This window comes from Dactylococcopsis salina PCC 8305 (genome assembly GCF_000317615.1).
Taxonomy (GTDB): Bacteria; Cyanobacteriota; Cyanobacteriia; order Cyanobacteriales; family Rubidibacteraceae; genus Halothece; species Halothece salina.
Genome location: NC_019780.1, coordinates 1,433,342 through 1,449,556, shown reverse-complemented (window position 1 = coordinate 1,449,556; position 16,215 = coordinate 1,433,342). Strand labels below are relative to the sequence as shown.

Here is a 16,215-nt window from a genome sequence, read left to right as displayed (position 1 = left end):
TTTCAATGTGAGTGAGGAGTGAATTGTGGTATTAAGTGGGAATCGTCTAACGGCAAAAGTTGAGATCGCCTCTTCGTCAGCTTTTTTAAACACCGATCGAGCTTGGGTAGAAATTAATCAAGCTGCCCTCTACCAGAATGTCAAAACCATCAAACAATTATTATCCCCCAAAACCAGCCTAATGGCAGTGGTAAAAGCGGATGCTTATGGTCACGGTGCGGTAACAGTTGCCAAAACCGTTTTAGACGCGGGAGGGGAGGCGTTAGCCGTAGCCACCTTACAAGAAGGGATTGATTTACGTTTAGCTGATATTGATGCGCCGATTCTCGTGTTAGGGGCGATTAATACAATTGAAGAAATCGAAGCCTTCTCGCGGTGGGATTTAGAAGCGACGTTATGTTCCCCCCAACAAGCGCAGGTGTTCGCGGAAACTTTACGAAAAACGGGAAAAACTTTGCCCGTTCATCTCAAGTTAGATACTGGAATGTCACGGTTGGGCGTGCTTTGGGAGGAAGCCGTTGCTTTTGTTTCCCTGATTCAGCAGTTTCAGGAGTTGGAAATCAAAAGTATCTATTCTCATTTAGCCACCGCAGATGAGAACGAAGAAAGTTTTATGTGGTTGCAAAAATCCCGATTCGATCGCGCGATCGAGCGATTAAAAACCAGCCTCAACTATACGCCCCCCTGTCTCCATCTTGCCAACTCCGCAGGAACATTGCGCGATCGAAGTTTACACTACGACTTAGTACGAGTGGGGTTAGCGCTTTATGGATTATCTCCCTCCCCCAAATTTACCTCGATGCCCGAAGGGCGGTCGCTTCGCGACATCGCGCCCCTAGAACCCGTCTTACAAGTAAAAGCTCGCATCACCCAAATTAAAGACCTTCCTGCGGGTGCTGGCGTTAGCTACGGACATAAATATATCACCGATCGACCTTGCCGCATTGCAGTTGTTGGCATCGGTTATGCTGATGGCGTTCCCCGAAATCTTTCCAATCGGTTACAAGTGTTATGGAAAGGACAAAAACTGCAACAAATCGGGGCGATTACCATGGATCAACTGATGTTAGACGTAACCTCCTGTGACAACATCCAAGTGGGAGAAATCGTCACCCTCATCGGAAAAGAAGGAGAACAAAGCCTTACCGCCGATGATTGGGCGCAACAATTGGGAACAATCTCCTGGGAAATTTTATGTGGATTTAAGCATCGTCTCCCTCGTCTCGCTAAAGGGTGACAAAACGAGAGTATAAATCATTCAGTTGGGAAGCCACTCCTTCCCAGCTAAATTCCTCCTCCATGCGTTTCCTTGCATTTTTTCCGAGTTGATTGCGCCATTGTGGATCACTTAAAACTCGATCGATGGCGTTTGCAAAGGCTTCCTCATCTTTGGGAGGAACTAATAACCCCGTTTCTTCAGAAACCACCGTAAAATTCAAACCACCGACAGCACTTCCCACCACTGGTGTACCACTCGCCATCGCTTCAATTGGAACTAAACCGAACGGTTCATAATGACTAGGAACAACACAAACATCAGCGGCGGCGAAATAAATCGGAAGATTCTCATCAGAAATCCGTCCTGGAAATTCTGTCATCTCTTCTAATCCCAATTCCTTGACAATCTGACTAATGCGTTCCTTCTCTTTCCCGTCACTTTGACCTGGACGATAAGCACCAGCGATAATTAGACGAATCGGAGATTGCGATCGAATCTGAGATTGATGTATCGCCCTCACTAAGGTTTCAATTCCCTTACGGGGATCGAAACGTCCCACATAGTAAATCACCTTTTCCTCTGGAGAAAAGCCCAGTTTTTCTCGCGCTTGTTCGTAGGTAATCGAACCAAAGTGATTAATATCCGTACCGCAGGGAATAATCTCGATATTACCACGACTGGAAACCAGCGATCGCAGATAGTCTTTTTCTTGGGGACTGGTGGCGACAATACATTCTGCGGTTTCTAAAGCCGCCTTTTCGATTTCTAAGCGTCGAGTTGCGGTTTCTGGGGGTTCTTGTACCGATTGATATTTAACCGCACCTAAAGAATGATAAGTGTGTATCATCGGCAAAGATAATCTTCGACGCAATTCTAACCCTACCCACGCCGAAAGCCAGTAATTGGTATGAATCAAAGCATAGTTTCTCCCCTCTTGGCGACTAAACTTGATGAACTCTTCCAGAAATCGATCGCAATGTTCAAAAATCTCTTGTCGGGGAATAAAAGTTTTCGGACCAGCGCTAAGGCGAATCGTGCGACAATGGGCTTGATGCTGTACCAAAGGAGATTGATCCGCATCAGCAAGACGAGTAAACATATCTACTTCCCATCCTAACTGAGCCAGCGCTTCTCCCACTTGACGCACATAAACATTTTGTCCTCCCGCTTCTTCGCCACCAATATCCACCGCGGGATCACCATGAACAGAAATTAAAGCAATTTGTTTGCGGTTATTCTCTGTGTTCATCTTCTTTACCCTCCTACTTGCTTTTTCCCAAAAGTCTTTTCTGTCTTCTCAGACGTGATCAAACTCGACTTAATAATATCGCGATTTAATTTAGCAATTGTGTCTCAGGCGTTAATCAGCTTTCAGGAAGATTTTTGTGGCAATCTTTTAAGCAGTTTGGACAAATTTTGTGAGACGTTCTAAAGCCTTTTCTAGGGTAGTCATGTCAGTGGCGTAAGATAGACGAATACAGGAATCATTACCAAACGCGATGCCAGGAACAGTCGCCACTTGCATTTCTTCTAAAAACTCATTGGCAAAGTTAAAGGAAGTTTTTCCCGTTTTACTAATGTCCAAAAATAGATAAAATGCCCCATAAGGTTCAGAACAACTCACTTCGGGAATAGTGGAGAGAATCTCTAAAACCATTTTTCGCCGTTCCGTGAAAGCCGTTAACATTTCTTTGATCGCATCTTGGGAAAGGGGATTTTCTAACGCCTCGATCGCGCCGTATTGGGCAAACGTACAGACATTAGAGGTACTATGACTTTGGATGCTAATCATCGCGTTAATAATCTCTTGATTCCCCGCTAAATAACCCACTCGCCAACCCGTCATCGCGTAAGTTTTAGCAAAGCCACTACTCACCAGAGTACGGGCAAAAATTTCTGGGTTTAAACTGCCAATACTAATATGTTCGGCTTGGTCATAGAGAATTTTCTCATAGATTTCATCGGAAACCACCCAGAGATCATTTTTGACAATTACATCTGCTAAAGCAGTTAACTCTTCCCGTGAATAAACCGCGCCAGTGGGATTACTGGGAGAATTCAGAATAAACAGTTTACTGCGAGGGGTAATACTGTCTTGTAGTTGTTGCGCGGTAATTTTATACTGTTGTTGAGCCGTCGTGGGAACAATGACAGGTGTTCCTGCAGCAAGTTTCACCATTTCGGGATAGCTTAACCAGTAAGGAGAGGGAATAATCACCTCGTCTTCTGGATTGATGAGAGCTTGCATTAAATTAAAAAGGGAATACTTTCCCCCATTGGTGACAATCACTTGGTTTGGGGAATAGGGTAAATTGTTCTCTGTCTGGAGTTTTTGCGCGATCGCGCTGCGGAGTTTTCCCTCTCCGGCGGCTGATCCATAACGAGTTTTTCCCTCGTCTAAAGCGCATTTTGCCGCTGCGATGACATGATCGGGGGTATTAAAATCGGGTTCTCCCGCGCTTAAACTACATACATCTAAGCCATCCGCTTTCATGGCTTTGGCTTTCGCTGAAATCTCTAGGCTTAAGGAAGGGGTAACTTCCTGGACACGATTGGCTAAAGGGATATTACGCGATCGGCGCACACAATCCTCCCGTCTATTTTTTATTACTGCTTTTCTAGTCTCTCAAACTATGGGCGTTCATGGCAGGGGATTTGTATTTTTTGTTACAGTTAGCTGACATTAGGCGATAATCTCTTTTCATCACTTCTGTGATTACCACCAAACAACATTAATCATACTGACAAAACTTCTTTAAAAAATCTTCTCGAATCCATCCTTGAGCGCCACTTCTCGGAAAACCGACTCGATACCAAAAGTATCCTTGACGATCTCTGGCATAATCAGCTTCTGGTGGATTTGTTGCCAAGATATAAATATAATCTCCCACTAGACCATAACCTAAACTTTTAAAGTTTGTACCTGGTCCAGAGCGAAGGGTAATGCGAGCGTTAAGATTATTAGCAACCAAGCTGGCTGTACACAGAGATTGTTGTTCTCTAAAATCAGATTGTGCAGAAACAATTGTTTCTCCCTGAAAGATTCCCAAACTCGCTAATAACAGGACTGAAATGATGTTTTTCATTTGACGACTCAAGCTGAAACTAAAATTATCTTAGCTTGATTATTTCCTCTTGTCATCAACATACTGATCAATTTGAACACTGAATGGACTTTTAACATTATGTATTTTACCGAGTTAGATATTTATCATTTTCGAGATATAGAATCATTAGAGATTCGCGAAATTAAGCAAGTCAATTTAATTACAGGAAGAAACAACTGTGGAAAAACATCTATTTTAGAAGCCATTTTTCTGTTATCTGGAATGTCCAATCCACAATTATCTTTAAGAATTCATAATTTTCGCAATTTTAATTTAACTGAAGCTGATGATTTTAGCTATTTATTTAAAGACTTAAATTTTTCTCACACTCCCCAAATTCGGGGAAAATTAACTTCTCAAAATAGACAGCTTCAAATCGAGCCAATTCATCAGACAACGCAAACTAACCAACAGCAGTTTTCTGAAAAATCAAACTTAAATGAAAATGATTTATTTAGCTACACTTCCCCCAGTAATGAATACAATTCTGAAATAGAAGGAATACAGTTTAATTATAGTATTGATAACCAAAATAGCTATCAGAGTTTAATTCGATTGAAGCAAGGTCAAGGTGAAATCTCAATCCCTCATAATTATCGAGAAAATCTGACTGCAACTTTCCTCAGTCCCAATACTATCATGTCTAGTTTAGGTCAACAACTTGAAAAAGCAATCATTAGAAAGAAGTTAAAATCAATCATTACCGCTTTGCAAGAAATCGAACCAAGATTACTTGATATTAGAATGGGAAATCGAGGAATTGTTTATGCTGATCTTGGTTTAGATAATTTAGTTCCTATTAATGTCATGGGTGATGGATTTATTAGAATATTGGCGATACTGGCTTCAATCTCTGAAAATAAAAATGGCATTTTGATTATTGATGAAATTGAAAATGGCTTTCATTATAAAACCCTTGCTGTCTTGTGGAAAGCAATGTTAAAAATGGCTTTTCAAAGCAATGTTCAATTATTTCTTGTCACTCACTCCTATGAATGTATAGAATCATTGGTTAACGTTTATCAGACGATGAAACCAGAGTTAAGAGAAGACTTTGTAAGTTTATTTAGAATTGAAAGAAACGCTAAGGGTGAACATAAGGCGTTTCAATATGAAGGAGATACTTTGATGGTAGGAATTCAGGAAGAAATTGAGGTTAGATAATGAATGAAAAACTTAGAATTAAATCAAATCAACTCTTATTAGTTGAGGGTAAGGATGAAGTTTCTTTTTTTGAAGCGTTACTAAATGAGCAAACAATTGAGAATTTTTTCCTAAAACAATTAATGAAGTAATTAAGGAAAAAGGAATGCGAGTTGGTATCTTTATTATGCCCAATAATAGCGATGAAGGAATGCTAGAAGATTTATGCCTTAAATCAATTAAGAAAAATTCTATTGATCACTGTATAGAAGAATATATTCAATGCTGTTTAGATAATCTTCCTGATGAAGAAAAAAATATAAAAATCTCAAAAGCTAAAGTTTTAGCTTTTCTTGCGACTAAGAATCCACTTGTGAATTCATTAGGAGTTGCGGCTAAAAATGGATACTGGAATTTAAAAGATGATTGCTTTGATGAGATTAAAGAGTTTATCAATAAACTGGTAGCAATATAGAATAAAATTAGAACTAGGTTCAGAGGTTATTAACCCGTACAAGAATTATTTATTATTGTCGTTATCATTAACTTAATTCTGTCACCACTTGTTCTTTTAATAAGGTTTTTTGGGTCAATAAATCCTCGACTGTAATCCGTAACGATCGATGCTGATCCACCCAAAATTGTAGTTTAACTCGATCGCGTCCTGGACTCCCCACAGGATTTAATTGTGCGATCGTTTTCGCGTCTTCATTGAGAGGAATCACCTTACTTTCCCCATCATCTAACGTCCGTGTTACCAACCGATTCCCATCAAAATAAACTTCAGTTTTGCCGCTATTTTCTGACCCTAATTCCCCAATAATTAATTCAATACTGGGCTGATTTTCCACAGAAGCGCCGAGGGTTAATTCCACAGGAGTTGTCATCGGATAGGGTTGTCCAGCTTTAATAATCGGATGCCAACTGTGTTTATTTTCTCGATAATTCCAATAACGAATCCCGTAGCTATGATACAGAAAATCTTGCAGTTTAAATCCTGATTGTAATTGTAACGCACCCGATGCGATCGCGCTAAAGGGTCGATCGCATTGAATTTTTGTTCCTTCAAAATACTGTTCTAGCCACTGTTTAACGGCGGGAATTTGAACCGTTCCACCGACTAATAAAACCGACTGGATATCTTCAGTTTCAATCCCATTCCGTCGTCCCTGTTGTAACACATTGGTCATCAGATCATCAAGTTGAGCAAAAAACTGATGTTCTCGTAAAATTTCCTCAAAGCGATCGCGCTCTAATTTTAACTCTAAAGTGTCCAAAGTTGTCTCATCAAAATAAACCTCTTCTGCTGTTTCTTGAGAAGACAATTGTACCTTTAATCGTTCTGCCAAACGAGTCGTTAACCCTGACTTTTCTACTCCTTGTGTTCTCACAAAATAATCAACCAGCCAATTATCAAGATCACTTCCCCCTAAATTTGCCCCTGCTTTCCCATAAACTCGCGCTGTTTTCACCTTCTGAGAAGACTTTTCTCCTAACAGTTTGTCTCCCCATTTCAAAATAAAACCAAGGGGTTGTTTTTCCGTTTCTCCTAAATTCAGTTGTACCAGAGAAAAATCAACCGTTCCCCCACCAAAATCAATCACTAGCAAAATATCTTGCTTTGTTGTACCATAGCCTAAAGCGGCGGCAGTTGGTTCATCAATCAAACGCACTTGTTTTGCTTTGAGATGACCGCAAACTGTGGTTAACCAGTGACGATAGGCTTCAAAACTATCAACTGGAACCGTTAAAACTAATGACTCAATTTCGGTTTTTTCTTGCTGCTGAAGTTGTTGGGTTAGACTTTCTAAAAACCATTCTCCAGCTTGTTCAAACGTAACCGTTTTTCCGTCTAATTCTGGGAGGAATCCTTGTACTGATGCGGCAATTCCTCGTTTAAAACCCCGAAAGAAACGCGGGTCTGATTTCACATCCAAAGCGCGATCGCGCACCGCTTGACCAATTACAACTTGTTCTTGGTTCGCATCTTCTACATATAGCAAACTGGGAACTAACGGTGGGTTATTCGGTAACTGTTGGGAAACACTGGAGAGAGAAACCACGTCTGCCGTTGCTGTGGTTGTATTCCAACGAGTAATAACCGTGTTACTTGTCCCAAAATCGATCGCGTAGTTGGCGCTTTCTGTCATAGCAAACAACATCAATGTTACTAAACTCTCAGATTAACACACGCCAAGCATCGGTTGGGTGAAGAGTATAACCGTAGGCCCTAGTGAAGAGAAGCGAAACCCAACACAGCATAACCGTAGCATAACTGTAGGTTGGGTGAAGAGAAGCGTAACCCAACACAAATTAGTCATTAGTCATTAGTCATTGGAAAACAAAGGACAAAAATGTAGGTTGGGTGTAGAAAAGCGAAACCCAACACAACATAACCGTCGGTTGGGTGTAGAAAATCGAAGCCAATCGAATTTTGTAACTTCTCCTTTTTCTAACCTAGTGTTTGCTGTTGAGAAGCTGAAAGTTTACCAAATAAGGATTTGAGGCGATTCAGTTCAGGTAAAAATGCAAGTTCATTGATTGTTCAATCGTCACGCACCTTGCCTAAGGCAACTTGCATGCAAGCCTCTTGCCTTTTGCCTCTTGCCTTTTGCCTTTTGCCTCTTGCCTTTTGCCTTTTGCCTCTTGCCTTTTGCCTTTTGCCTCTTGCCTCTTGCCTCTTGCCTTTTGCCTTACTAAACCAACCAATGGACTTTTTCAGGAGGCACTAACCTAAATAGCGCTTTAAGTAAGGAGAAAACACCTCATAAATTAAAGTCAGAGGCTGACCATTATGCCAAAATAAATAATGTCGTCCCCAGAAGGGGCCCGCTTCTGCGAAGGCTTTTTCGAGTTCCGCAGACTCTCCGTAGTAAATGCCTTGAATATCTCGATATAATTCTGTATGGAGGCGAGAAAGGTTATCCCAAATCGGTAAAGCACGGTTTTGGAGGTACTCATCCACCTCTTGCGCTTCCCACCAAGAAACCGCATAGGCTAATCTTTGTCCTGATGCGGTGCGTAACCAAACTTGACGGCGCAATCGAGGAGAAGGGACGGCTTCAATGCCTCCTGGGGCGCGATCGCGATCATTCCCAATTGGTGACATATCAATCACATCAACCTCGATCGGTTCTCTAGTCAACAATCTCAGGTGACGAGTGGGAGACCCATCTCCCAGTAGTAAAATTTGCCAGGCTGGGGGAAGTTGTTCGTGGGGGAGTCCCGTTTTTACAATGTCTTCTCCCCCTTGCCAAAGGGGTTTTAAAGCGTGCCAGTTGGTTTCTAGAGTCGAGGTGGGTTGCCAGTTCAAAATGCCAATCTCGGTAATTTACAAAACTTAATCTTACCTCTATGATAACCACTGACTTTAACTTTCAGCTTTTCCGATCGAGGATCATCCCTCGGCAACTGAAATCATGCGGATGGCGAGACTCGAACTCGCAAGGCGTGAGCCACACGCCCCTCAAGCGTGCGTGTCTACCAATTCCACCACATCCGCGTTCAGGATACAGCGTCTTTTTTACAGACCTTTATGAGTCTAACACAACAATCTAAGTTTTGGGAAGTCTCTCACCGATAATTTTCCTCATTGCTGTGCTTAAAATCTGTTCCCGTCTTCCGATATGCTAGTAAACGATAAGCAGAAAAGCATTTTTAGGAGTCATCATTAATGGTTGGTATCATCAAAAACTTATTTAGTGGTAAAGATAATTATTACGCGGAATTAAGCGAAGATCAGACCACAGAAACCGAAACCCAGCAATCCGCTACGGAAAGTCAACCAGAAGCCACAAAAACCGCATCTATCCCCATGACGAATGAGAGTCAACCGCAAAATGATCCCCTTCGCGGCGAAACTTTTGCCCCTAACTATCTTATGCCAAAAGCGACTCCCTTCCGCCGTCGTCCAGGTGCAAATTTGGAGAACTTTAAAGCCTTAGCTCGTGAGGTAAACATCCCTCGCAATTAGTCTTTTCCACAACTGATAGTAACCGCAGGGCGAACAGTGTTTCGCCCTTTTAAAAAAAACGAATAACGAATAACAAATAACGAATAACGGTCTTCACCGACTAATTAACTTTTCAGCAAACCTTAATTAGTAACAGAAACCGATTCAGGAGCAACTTTGAGCTTTTCAATGATGGCTTGTGCTTGTTGATAAGTGTTTAAATCTCCCTGTTTTTTAGCGAGATTTGCGCCTTTTTGAAAATCTTCGATCGCGCCTTGAATTTCTCCTAATTCTATCCTGACATAACCCCGATTAAAATATAACAACGCATAATCAGGATTGATGTTCATTGCTTGATTATAATCAGCTAAAGCCCTTTCATAATCTCCCACTCGGAAATACATTGTTCCCCGAAAATTATAAGCATCGACATTATCAGCATCTAATTCAAGAACACGATTAAAATCATTTAAAGCCTTCTGATATTCTTCCAAATGATTATAAGCTAAACCACGCTGTAAATAGGGCTGTGGATCATTCGGATTCTGCTCGATCGCCTCATTAATCATTCTCATCACTTCAGGATTAACATGAGCCATCAAAACCGTTTCTTTTCTGTTGAAACTTTCCCCTTCTGTCACCGCAAAACTTGGCGACATTGAAAACAGAAGTAAGCCGACACCCAATAATAAACTCTTCAAAACCATCATTAATTCCCTTAATTTTTTACAAACCTTACCTTTAAGCCATCACGAGGACGAGGCACGGGAACAGTTAACAATTCCGTGTCTTGATCAGGCGATAATTCCCAATGATAATGACGGACTAAATTCACAGCAAAAAGTTTCATTTCCAACCGTGCAAACTCTTTCCCTAAACACTCTCGCATTCCCCCACCAAAAGGAACATAATTGTAAGTTTTACTCGGATTATCTATTCTTTCGGGATTAAATCGTTCAGGTTGATAATGATCCGATTCTGGATAAACAGTTTCCTCACGATGAGTTTGATTAATTTGATAAAGAACATTCCATCCTTTCGGAATGAAATATCCTTCGATTTCACAATCTTCAATCACTTCTCTAAACCCACCTCCCACTGGCGGAACTAAACGCAAAACTTCCTGTAACACTTGCTCTAAATAAGTCATTTTTGAAAGCGTTTCTAACGTCATCGGTTCAGAATCAGAAAACTGTTTTTGTTCCTCTCTTACTTTCTCTAAAATCTCTGGATGTTGTGCCATTAGTAAACAAAAAGAAGTCAAACTAGAAGTCAAAGTTTCATGTCCCGCAAACAGTAACAATAATACCTGATCCTTGAGTTCATCCAGACTTAATTTATTCCCTTCCTCATCTTCAGCTTGAATCAAAATTCCTAACGCATCCTCTCCAATTTCTTGGCTTTCTAGTCGTTCACAGATAATTCTTTCCAGTTCCTGTAACATCTTTTTTCGACTATTTAAAGCCCGACCAAATCTTGTCCAAGGAAGATCGATCGGAAGACTAAACAATCCTTGAGACCAAATCTCAAATAAGTGACCGAGTTGCGTCTGTGATCCATTTTCTAAACCAACAAATAACTGACAAGCAAGATCAAAGGTATAATTCCGCAGTTGAGGATACCAAGTAAAACTTTGTTGTTTTTCATAGTACAGTCCCCATCGGTGCATTTCATCAATAATCGGCTGTAAACTTTTACTAAGAGGAGAACACAATGGCTAAACCCATGATTGCCGATCGAAAACTGTAAATATACAAAAAATCCTCCTTTCTGCGATGGAACACATAGTAGTATTTAAGTAATTTATTACTTATCAGGTGGGCAAAGCCCACCCTACGTCTACGTCATCTACGTTATCTAAAAAGCTCTCAATAATAGGAGAAAAAAATGATAACAATTCGTCACGGAAACGATCGAGTTAATGTCCATAAAAACCCCGACCAACTAACTTTAATTGCAGCAAAAAATGGCGAAGGGGATTGCATTTCTGTGCAACAAGATGTAAAATGCTACTTAAGCATGGTTGGGGTGGGAACTGTGATTAATTATAAAATGTCTTCTCAACGCTATGCTTGGTTACAAGTGCTGAAAGGTGCTATAAAACTGAATGATCAGCCCTTAAGCGCTGGTGTAGGTTGGGTGAAGGTAACGTAACCCAACACAAATTAGCTGGTGTAGGTTGGGTGAAGGTAACGTAACCCAACACAAATTAGCTGGTGTAGGTTGGGTGAAGGTAACGTAACCCAACACAAATTAGCTGGTGTAGGTTGGGTGAAGGTAACGTAACCCAACACAAATTAGTCATCATTGTAGAGACGTTCCTGTTACTGAGCTTGTCGAAGTATGGAACGTCTGTTTTGCTACATCATTCTTAACATTTAACGAATTTTCGCTATTTCAGTACGCGGCTCTTGCCAAATGGTGTATCCCGTTATAAAATAACCGTACCATGATGGGAAGTAGTGCAAACCAGTGACCAGTGACCAGTGACCAGTGACCAGTAATAAATAACGAATAACAAATAACGAATAACGAATAACGGTCTTTACCGAATGTTGAATAAAGCATCATTCCCATTGCACAATACCTTTTTCGCCAATACCAAATAACAAATAACAAATAACAAATCAAGAGAAACCAGAAAAGGGCGAATTTTTTTTCAAGGGTTGCACTCGATCGAGTTTCCTGATAGAGTTTTCTTAAATAATGGGAAGTGTTGCCAATTTTAGAAAACGCCCCTGAAAACAAGGAAAATCGTTCTTCATATCCCCCCCACCCGTATTGACAAGCCTCGATCGAGCATAGGAATTAAAAAGACAATTAAACAGCAACCATAAGGAAAACCAGTGGGCAAAAGTGGAAAAATATGGTATGTAAATAGGATTTTTAGGTTGAATAAAGCATCATATAAACTCGGAAAAGCAAAATTTTTTTTCAAGGCTTGCGCTCGATCGAGTTTCCTGATAGAGTATTTCTAGATAATGGGAAGTGTTGCCAATTTTAGAAAACGCCCCTGAAAGCTAGAAAATTCGTTTTCTATATCCCCCCTCCCCGTATTGACAAGCCTCGATCGAGCATAAGGATTTAAAGAGTTATCGAAGAGTAACCATAAGGAAAGGTAGTGGTTGAAACTGGTACGATATGGTATGCAAACTAATTTTAAGTTGAATCAAAGATCATCCCTAACCTTCACACCAAGATCGTTGCATTCTTTTGAAATCTCCCCCATCTCCCCCATCTCCCTTGTCTCCCCCATCTCCCTACCTCCCTTAATTTTAAAAGAATGAAACAGCCCTGGGGTTTTGGGGGGCTTAGATCAGATTTGGGGCATTGCTTAGAATTGGTGTTGGGTTTCGCTTCCCTCCACCCAACCTACGTTTGATCTAATTGGTGTTGGGTTTCGCTTCCCTCCACCCAACCTACGTTTGATCTAAGCCCCCCAATCATCGGGGGGTTGGGGGGGATTAACCCTAAATTTGGAAATTACTTAACTGTTACCTTAGCACCAGCTTCTTCTAACTTACCTTTAATCTCCTCAGCATCTTCTTTTGTCGTTGCTTCTTTCAGCGCTTTCGGGGTTTCTTCCACTAAACTTTTCGCTTCTTTTAAGCCTAAGCCAGTAATACCGCGAACAACTTTGAGGATAGCAATTTTCTTGTCAGAAGGAACTTCCTCTAGAACAACATCAAACTCAGTTTGTTCTTCTTGTTCTTCTTCAGCAGCCGCACCGCCACCAGGGGCAGCACCAGGCATCATCATCATCCCACCGCCTGCAGGTGCAGACGCATCAACCCCAAAAGCCTCCTCAATTTGTTTCACTAATTCTGAGGCTTCTAATAAGGACAAAGATTTCAACTGTTCGAGAATTTCATCGGTTTTTGCAGACATGATTGTTTTTACTCCTAAATAATGATTGATTAATGGATAATAAACCGTTTAAGCGGCTTCTTGGTCGTCTTTTTCCGATACGGCTTTGATGGCTCGTACCAAGGAAGAAGAAACTTCTTTGACACCTGTTGCCAATTGCGTCGGAACCGCATTGACACCAACGGCGATTTTGGTGGTGTTGGCGTTGAGTGCGCCAGCAATACGCGCCATGAGTTCTTCTTTGGTGGGAAGTTCTGTTAGCGCATCCACTTGGTCTTTGCTTAATACCTGACCTTCCATGACACCACCGCGTAGTTCGGTTTTATTGGTGGCTTTGGAAAATTCTTTATAGGCTTTAATGGCATTGCCAAAGTCGTCTTTGACAAAGAGAAATGCTGACGATTCCTTTAAGAATTCTTGTAAAGGTTGCCAGTTTTCATCCCCATCAACCGCACGGTTCATTAGGGTGTTTTTGGTGACTTTACAAGTGGTTCCTGTTTCTCTCAGTCGAGTGCGTAAGTCGCCGATTTCTGCAACGGATAAACCTTTATAGTTAATCACGATGGCGAGTTGTGATTCGTCTAAAAGTTCCTTTAAGTCCGCTACAACTTGTTTTTTATCTTCTAGTGTTCTGCCCACACGCGGTTACACCTCCTAGTTTTTATTGGTTATTCCCCCTTCATCAAAAAAACCTCGGATTGGTTTCCGAGGCTTGATGACCCACCCTCCCAACCGCCCAATTGATATTGGACAACAGGGGGAATTTTGGGGCATCCACCTCGGCAGGAAATTAAGCGTTAAACGCACCTGCTGTCTTTGGTTTCTGCGCTTGTTTTTTTGGTTTGAAAGTTTTTCTTAGGCAGCTTCTGGCAGTTTGTAGTCTCTTAAACCTGCAATGTCAACTTCGATCGCGGGCCCCATACTCGCGGAAACATAAATGCTACGCCAGTATTTTCCTTTTGCCCCAGAGGGACGATTTCGATCGAGCGTTTCCTGTAAAGCCTTCAGATTCACTAATAAATCCTCGGCGGAGAAAGACACTCGACCAAACCTCACATGAACAATGCCAGTGCGATCGGCGCGGAATTCCTGTTTCCCTGCTTTAAACTCCTGAATCGCCGCGTCTAACTCAGTGGTGACAGTTCCTCCTTTCGGAGACGGCATCAATCCTTTGGGTCCCAACACCCGACCGAGTTTCGCCACTTGTGGCATCATATCGGGGGTTGCCATCACCACATCAAAATCCATGCGACCATTTTGCATTTCTTGGATCAATTCTTCTGATCCCACCACATCAGCACCCGCATTACTCGCTTCATTCACTTTTTCGCCGCGAGTAATCACAGCAATTCTCACTGATTGACCCGTCCCTTTTGGAAAAGCGACTGTAGTTCGGATTTGCTGGTCACTATATTTCGGGTCAATGCCGAGGCGAATGTGAGCTTCTGCTGTTTCCTCAAACTTTGCTGTTGCTGTTGCTTTCAATAATTCTAAAGCGGCTTGAGGTTCGTAGGGACGATCCTCCACTTTTTCTAATAATTCTCGCATCCGACGAGAGAGTTTTTTTGCCATTTTTCCTCCTTGGGTCAATAACGAAGCCGAAGCCTCTCCCCGATTGGTTTATCAATTAATCTTTAACGGTAATCCCCATATTACGGGCAGTTCCTTCAACAATTTTCATCGCCGCCTCAATATCATTGGCGTTGAGGTCGGGCATTTTTGTCTCTGCGATTTCCCGTAATTGTTCACGGCTGACTGCCCCTGCTGTTTGGCGATTCGGTTCACTTGAACCTTTTTCAATGCCAGCCGCTTTTTTCAACAGAACCGCTGCGGGAGGGGTTTTCAGGGTGAAGGTAAAACTGCGGTCTTCAAAAACCGAAATTTCTACTGGAATCACCATTCCCGCTTGATCTGCGGTTTTGGCGTTGTATTCTTTACAAAACGCCATGATATTAACCCCGTGTTGACCCAATGCTGGACCGACTGGCGGGGCTGGGTTGGCTTTTCCCGCAGGAAGCGCTAATTTAATGAGTGCGACAACTTTTTTTGCCATTGCTAATTTTGTTTTTCCACCTGATTAAATTCCAATTCCACTGGTGTTTCTCGTCCAAAGATGGAAAGTAGTGCTTTTAGTTTGCTCCTTTCGGTGCTAACTTCGATCACTTCCCCGTCAAAGTCTTTGAACGGACCACTGAGAACCCCGATTTTATCACCTACGGCAACTTTTGCTTGCACGACGGGTTCTTGTTCTTCCGCTTGTCGGAAAATTCGTTCCACTTCGGAAGGGCTCAGAGGCATTGGTTCAACGTGACCTCTTCCCCGTCCGTAGGGGCGTTTTTTTTCAGCGCCGACAAAGTTGATGACGTTTGGGGTATTTTTCACCACTCGCCACACCTGACTATCCATGATCATTTGGATCAAGACATAGCCTGGAAAGACTTTTTCCTGAATCTGTTGGCGAGTGCCATCCTTACGCATCTTAAAGATTGGAGTTTGGGGTATCTCAATCTGTAAAATTCGATCGGCGACATCAAGGGTTTGACTGCGCTGTTCGAGGTTCGCTTTTACCCGCTTCTCGCAACCTGAAGCCACTTGTACGGCGTACCATCTCGGTTTACCGTCAGTGGGGGTTTCTAAATTAGGGTCTTCGTTTTGATTGTCTGTGGCGAAACTCATCCAAATACCTTTCCTGCAATCCAAATGAAGAGATTATCAAATAAGTACACGATCGTGGCAACTAAGGTGACCATTAAGATCACTCCTGCTGATTCACTCAACAGTTGTTTCCGACTGGGCCAAACGATTTTACCCAGTTCCTCTTTTGTTCCTTTGAGAAACTCGGCAAGATCGAAGCTACTTTGTTCTTCTTTGACTTTCACTTCGGGGCGGTTGCTTTTTTTTTGTTCCTTTTTTGCCACAATTCAATC

The 16,215-nt window shown here is 41.9% G+C and carries 21 protein-coding genes, 1 tRNA gene and 1 other annotated feature; of the genes, 6 read left to right on the top strand and 16 right to left on the bottom strand.

Annotated elements, in window-relative coordinates; genetic code table 11:
* Positions 1-25: 25 nt before the first annotated feature.
* Complete coding sequence (gene alr, locus DACSA_RS07275) at positions 26-1,237, top strand: alanine racemase (RefSeq protein WP_015229130.1); 1,212 nt, start codon at positions 26-28, stop codon at positions 1,235-1,237.
* On the opposite strand, the gene DACSA_RS07270 is transcribed toward alr, so the two are convergent.
* The 3 genes from DACSA_RS07270 to DACSA_RS07260 form a co-directional block, all read right to left on the bottom strand.
* Positions 1,227-2,468 (bottom strand): glycosyltransferase family 4 protein, encoded by a 1,242-nt coding sequence (locus tag DACSA_RS07270; protein WP_015229129.1) that lies wholly within the window; start codon positions 2,466-2,468, stop codon positions 1,227-1,229. The two genes, alr and DACSA_RS07270, sit on opposite strands and share 11 nt — an antisense overlap.
* Positions 2,469-2,615: 147 nt before the next feature.
* The gene (locus tag DACSA_RS07265; RefSeq protein ID WP_015229128.1) at positions 2,616-3,803 is read right to left on the bottom strand and encodes a pyridoxal phosphate-dependent aminotransferase; all 1,188 of its coding nucleotides are present in this window, start codon (positions 3,801-3,803) and stop codon (positions 2,616-2,618) included.
* Positions 3,804-3,951: 148 nt separating this feature from the next.
* Positions 3,952-4,317, bottom strand: a complete 366-nt coding sequence (locus DACSA_RS07260; protein ID WP_156800689.1) for an SH3 domain-containing protein — start codon at positions 4,315-4,317, stop codon at positions 3,952-3,954.
* A gap of 87 nt (positions 4,318-4,404) precedes the next feature.
* Between DACSA_RS07260 and DACSA_RS07255 the strand changes: the two genes are divergently transcribed.
* The 3 genes from DACSA_RS07255 to DACSA_RS07250 are packed head-to-tail and all read left to right on the top strand — an operon-like array spanning position 4,405 to position 5,944.
* A complete protein-coding gene (locus tag DACSA_RS07255) occupies positions 4,405-5,490 on the top strand; it encodes an AAA family ATPase (RefSeq protein WP_015229126.1) in 1,086 nt (361 codons plus the stop codon).
* A complete protein-coding gene (locus tag DACSA_RS22485) occupies positions 5,490-5,621 on the top strand; it encodes a hypothetical protein (protein WP_015229125.1) in 132 nt (43 codons plus the stop codon). Before DACSA_RS07255 ends, DACSA_RS22485 begins: the two co-directional genes overlap by 1 nt.
* A gap of 14 nt (positions 5,622-5,635) precedes the next feature.
* On the top strand, positions 5,636-5,944 hold the full coding sequence (locus DACSA_RS07250; RefSeq protein ID WP_041235378.1) for a DUF3226 domain-containing protein: 309 nt from the start codon (positions 5,636-5,638) through the stop codon (positions 5,942-5,944).
* Positions 5,945-6,011: 67 nt separating this feature from the next.
* On the opposite strand, the gene DACSA_RS07245 is transcribed toward DACSA_RS07250, so the two are convergent.
* The 4 genes from DACSA_RS07245 to DACSA_RS07235 form a co-directional block, all read right to left on the bottom strand.
* A complete protein-coding gene (locus DACSA_RS07245) occupies positions 6,012-7,619 on the bottom strand; it encodes an Hsp70 family protein (RefSeq protein ID WP_015229124.1) in 1,608 nt (535 codons plus the stop codon).
* A gap of 415 nt (positions 7,620-8,034) precedes the next feature.
* Positions 8,035-8,178 (bottom strand): AraC family transcriptional regulator, encoded by a 144-nt coding sequence (locus tag DACSA_RS19685; protein ID WP_083874385.1) that lies wholly within the window; start codon positions 8,176-8,178, stop codon positions 8,035-8,037.
* Positions 8,179-8,197: 19 nt separating this feature from the next.
* Entirely contained in the window at positions 8,198-8,782 is a 585-nt protein-coding gene (locus tag DACSA_RS07240) for a chorismate lyase (protein ID WP_015229123.1), read from the bottom strand.
* 107 nt (positions 8,783-8,889) lie between these two features.
* Positions 8,890-8,971, bottom strand: a tRNA-Leu gene (locus tag DACSA_RS07235).
* Between the two features lie 171 nt (positions 8,972-9,142).
* Here DACSA_RS07235 and DACSA_RS07230 point away from each other — a divergent pair.
* Positions 9,143-9,442 (top strand): hypothetical protein, encoded by a 300-nt coding sequence (locus tag DACSA_RS07230; protein WP_015229122.1) that lies wholly within the window; start codon positions 9,143-9,145, stop codon positions 9,440-9,442.
* Between the two features lie 122 nt (positions 9,443-9,564).
* Here DACSA_RS07230 and DACSA_RS07225 read toward each other — a convergent pair whose 3' ends face one another.
* Positions 9,565-10,131: a tetratricopeptide repeat protein gene (locus DACSA_RS07225; protein WP_198007652.1), complete on the bottom strand. Its 567-nt coding sequence runs from the start codon at positions 10,129-10,131 to the stop codon at positions 9,565-9,567.
* A gap of 8 nt (positions 10,132-10,139) precedes the next feature.
* Positions 10,140-11,135 carry a cytochrome P450 gene (locus tag DACSA_RS07220; RefSeq protein ID WP_232225231.1) on the bottom strand — a complete coding sequence of 332 codons (996 nt, stop codon included), beginning with the start codon at positions 11,133-11,135 and terminating at the stop codon, positions 10,140-10,142.
* Between the two features lie 173 nt (positions 11,136-11,308).
* Between DACSA_RS07220 and DACSA_RS07215 the strand changes: the two genes are divergently transcribed.
* Positions 11,309-11,575 (top strand): pirin family protein, encoded by a 267-nt coding sequence (locus DACSA_RS07215; RefSeq protein WP_051017289.1) that lies wholly within the window; start codon positions 11,309-11,311, stop codon positions 11,573-11,575.
* 243 nt (positions 11,576-11,818) lie between these two features.
* On the opposite strand, the gene DACSA_RS20410 is transcribed toward DACSA_RS07215, so the two are convergent.
* The 7 genes from DACSA_RS20410 to secE form a co-directional block, all read right to left on the bottom strand.
* Positions 11,819-12,169 (bottom strand): hypothetical protein, encoded by a 351-nt coding sequence (locus DACSA_RS20410; RefSeq protein WP_156800688.1) that lies wholly within the window; start codon positions 12,167-12,169, stop codon positions 11,819-11,821.
* 735 nt (positions 12,170-12,904) lie between these two features.
* The gene (gene rplL / locus DACSA_RS07210; RefSeq protein WP_015229120.1) at positions 12,905-13,309 is read right to left on the bottom strand and encodes a 50S ribosomal protein L7/L12; all 405 of its coding nucleotides are present in this window, start codon (positions 13,307-13,309) and stop codon (positions 12,905-12,907) included.
* A gap of 48 nt (positions 13,310-13,357) precedes the next feature.
* Complete coding sequence (rplJ, locus tag DACSA_RS07205) at positions 13,358-13,927, bottom strand: 50S ribosomal protein L10 (protein ID WP_015229119.1); 570 nt, start codon at positions 13,925-13,927, stop codon at positions 13,358-13,360.
* A 36-nt stretch (positions 13,928-13,963) separates the two neighbouring features.
* Positions 13,964-14,126 (bottom strand) — a sequence feature (ribosomal protein L10 leader region).
* A gap of 17 nt (positions 14,127-14,143) precedes the next feature.
* A complete protein-coding gene (rplA, locus tag DACSA_RS07200; protein ID WP_015229118.1) occupies positions 14,144-14,860 on the bottom strand; it encodes a 50S ribosomal protein L1 in 717 nt (238 codons plus the stop codon).
* Positions 14,861-14,915: 55 nt separating this feature from the next.
* On the bottom strand, positions 14,916-15,341 hold the full coding sequence (gene rplK, locus DACSA_RS07195; RefSeq protein WP_015229117.1) for a 50S ribosomal protein L11: 426 nt from the start codon (positions 15,339-15,341) through the stop codon (positions 14,916-14,918).
* Between the two features lie 2 nt (positions 15,342-15,343).
* The gene (gene nusG / locus DACSA_RS07190; protein ID WP_015229116.1) at positions 15,344-15,964 is read right to left on the bottom strand and encodes a transcription termination/antitermination protein NusG; all 621 of its coding nucleotides are present in this window, start codon (positions 15,962-15,964) and stop codon (positions 15,344-15,346) included.
* Positions 15,961-16,206: a preprotein translocase subunit SecE gene (secE, locus tag DACSA_RS07185; protein WP_015229115.1), complete on the bottom strand. Its 246-nt coding sequence runs from the start codon at positions 16,204-16,206 to the stop codon at positions 15,961-15,963. The genes nusG and secE overlap by 4 nt, the downstream gene beginning before the upstream one ends.
* Positions 16,207-16,215 lie beyond the last annotated feature (9 nt).

What these genes read in the sequence shown, in the direction of transcription:
- DACSA_RS07270 (WP_015229129.1), bottom strand. Translation starts at nt 2,468, where the DNA reads ATGAACACAGAGAATAACCGCAAACAAATTGCTTTAATTTCTGTTCAT.
- rplK (WP_015229117.1), bottom strand. Translation starts at nt 15,341, where the DNA reads ATGGCAAAAAAAGTTGTCGCACTCATTAAATTAGCGCTTCCTGCGGGA.
- DACSA_RS07250 (WP_041235378.1), top strand. Translation starts at nt 5,636, where the DNA reads ATGCGAGTTGGTATCTTTATTATGCCCAATAATAGCGATGAAGGAATG.
- rplL (WP_015229120.1), bottom strand. Translation starts at nt 13,309, where the DNA reads ATGTCTGCAAAAACCGATGAAATTCTCGAACAGTTGAAATCTTTGTCC.
- DACSA_RS07225 (WP_198007652.1), bottom strand. Translation starts at nt 10,131, where the DNA reads ATGATGGTTTTGAAGAGTTTATTATTGGGTGTCGGCTTACTTCTGTTT.
- rplA (WP_015229118.1), bottom strand. Translation starts at nt 14,860, where the DNA reads ATGGCAAAAAAACTCTCTCGTCGGATGCGAGAATTATTAGAAAAAGTG.
- DACSA_RS07230 (WP_015229122.1), top strand. Translation starts at nt 9,143, where the DNA reads ATGGTTGGTATCATCAAAAACTTATTTAGTGGTAAAGATAATTATTAC.
- DACSA_RS07255 (WP_015229126.1), top strand. Translation starts at nt 4,405, where the DNA reads ATGTATTTTACCGAGTTAGATATTTATCATTTTCGAGATATAGAATCA.
- nusG (WP_015229116.1), bottom strand. Translation starts at nt 15,964, where the DNA reads ATGAGTTTCGCCACAGACAATCAAAACGAAGACCCTAATTTAGAAACC.
- DACSA_RS07215 (WP_051017289.1), top strand. Translation starts at nt 11,309, where the DNA reads ATGATAACAATTCGTCACGGAAACGATCGAGTTAATGTCCATAAAAAC.
- DACSA_RS22485 (WP_015229125.1), top strand. Translation starts at nt 5,490, where the DNA reads ATGAATGAAAAACTTAGAATTAAATCAAATCAACTCTTATTAGTTGAG.
- DACSA_RS07245 (WP_015229124.1), bottom strand. Translation starts at nt 7,619, where the DNA reads ATGACAGAAAGCGCCAACTACGCGATCGATTTTGGGACAAGTAACACG.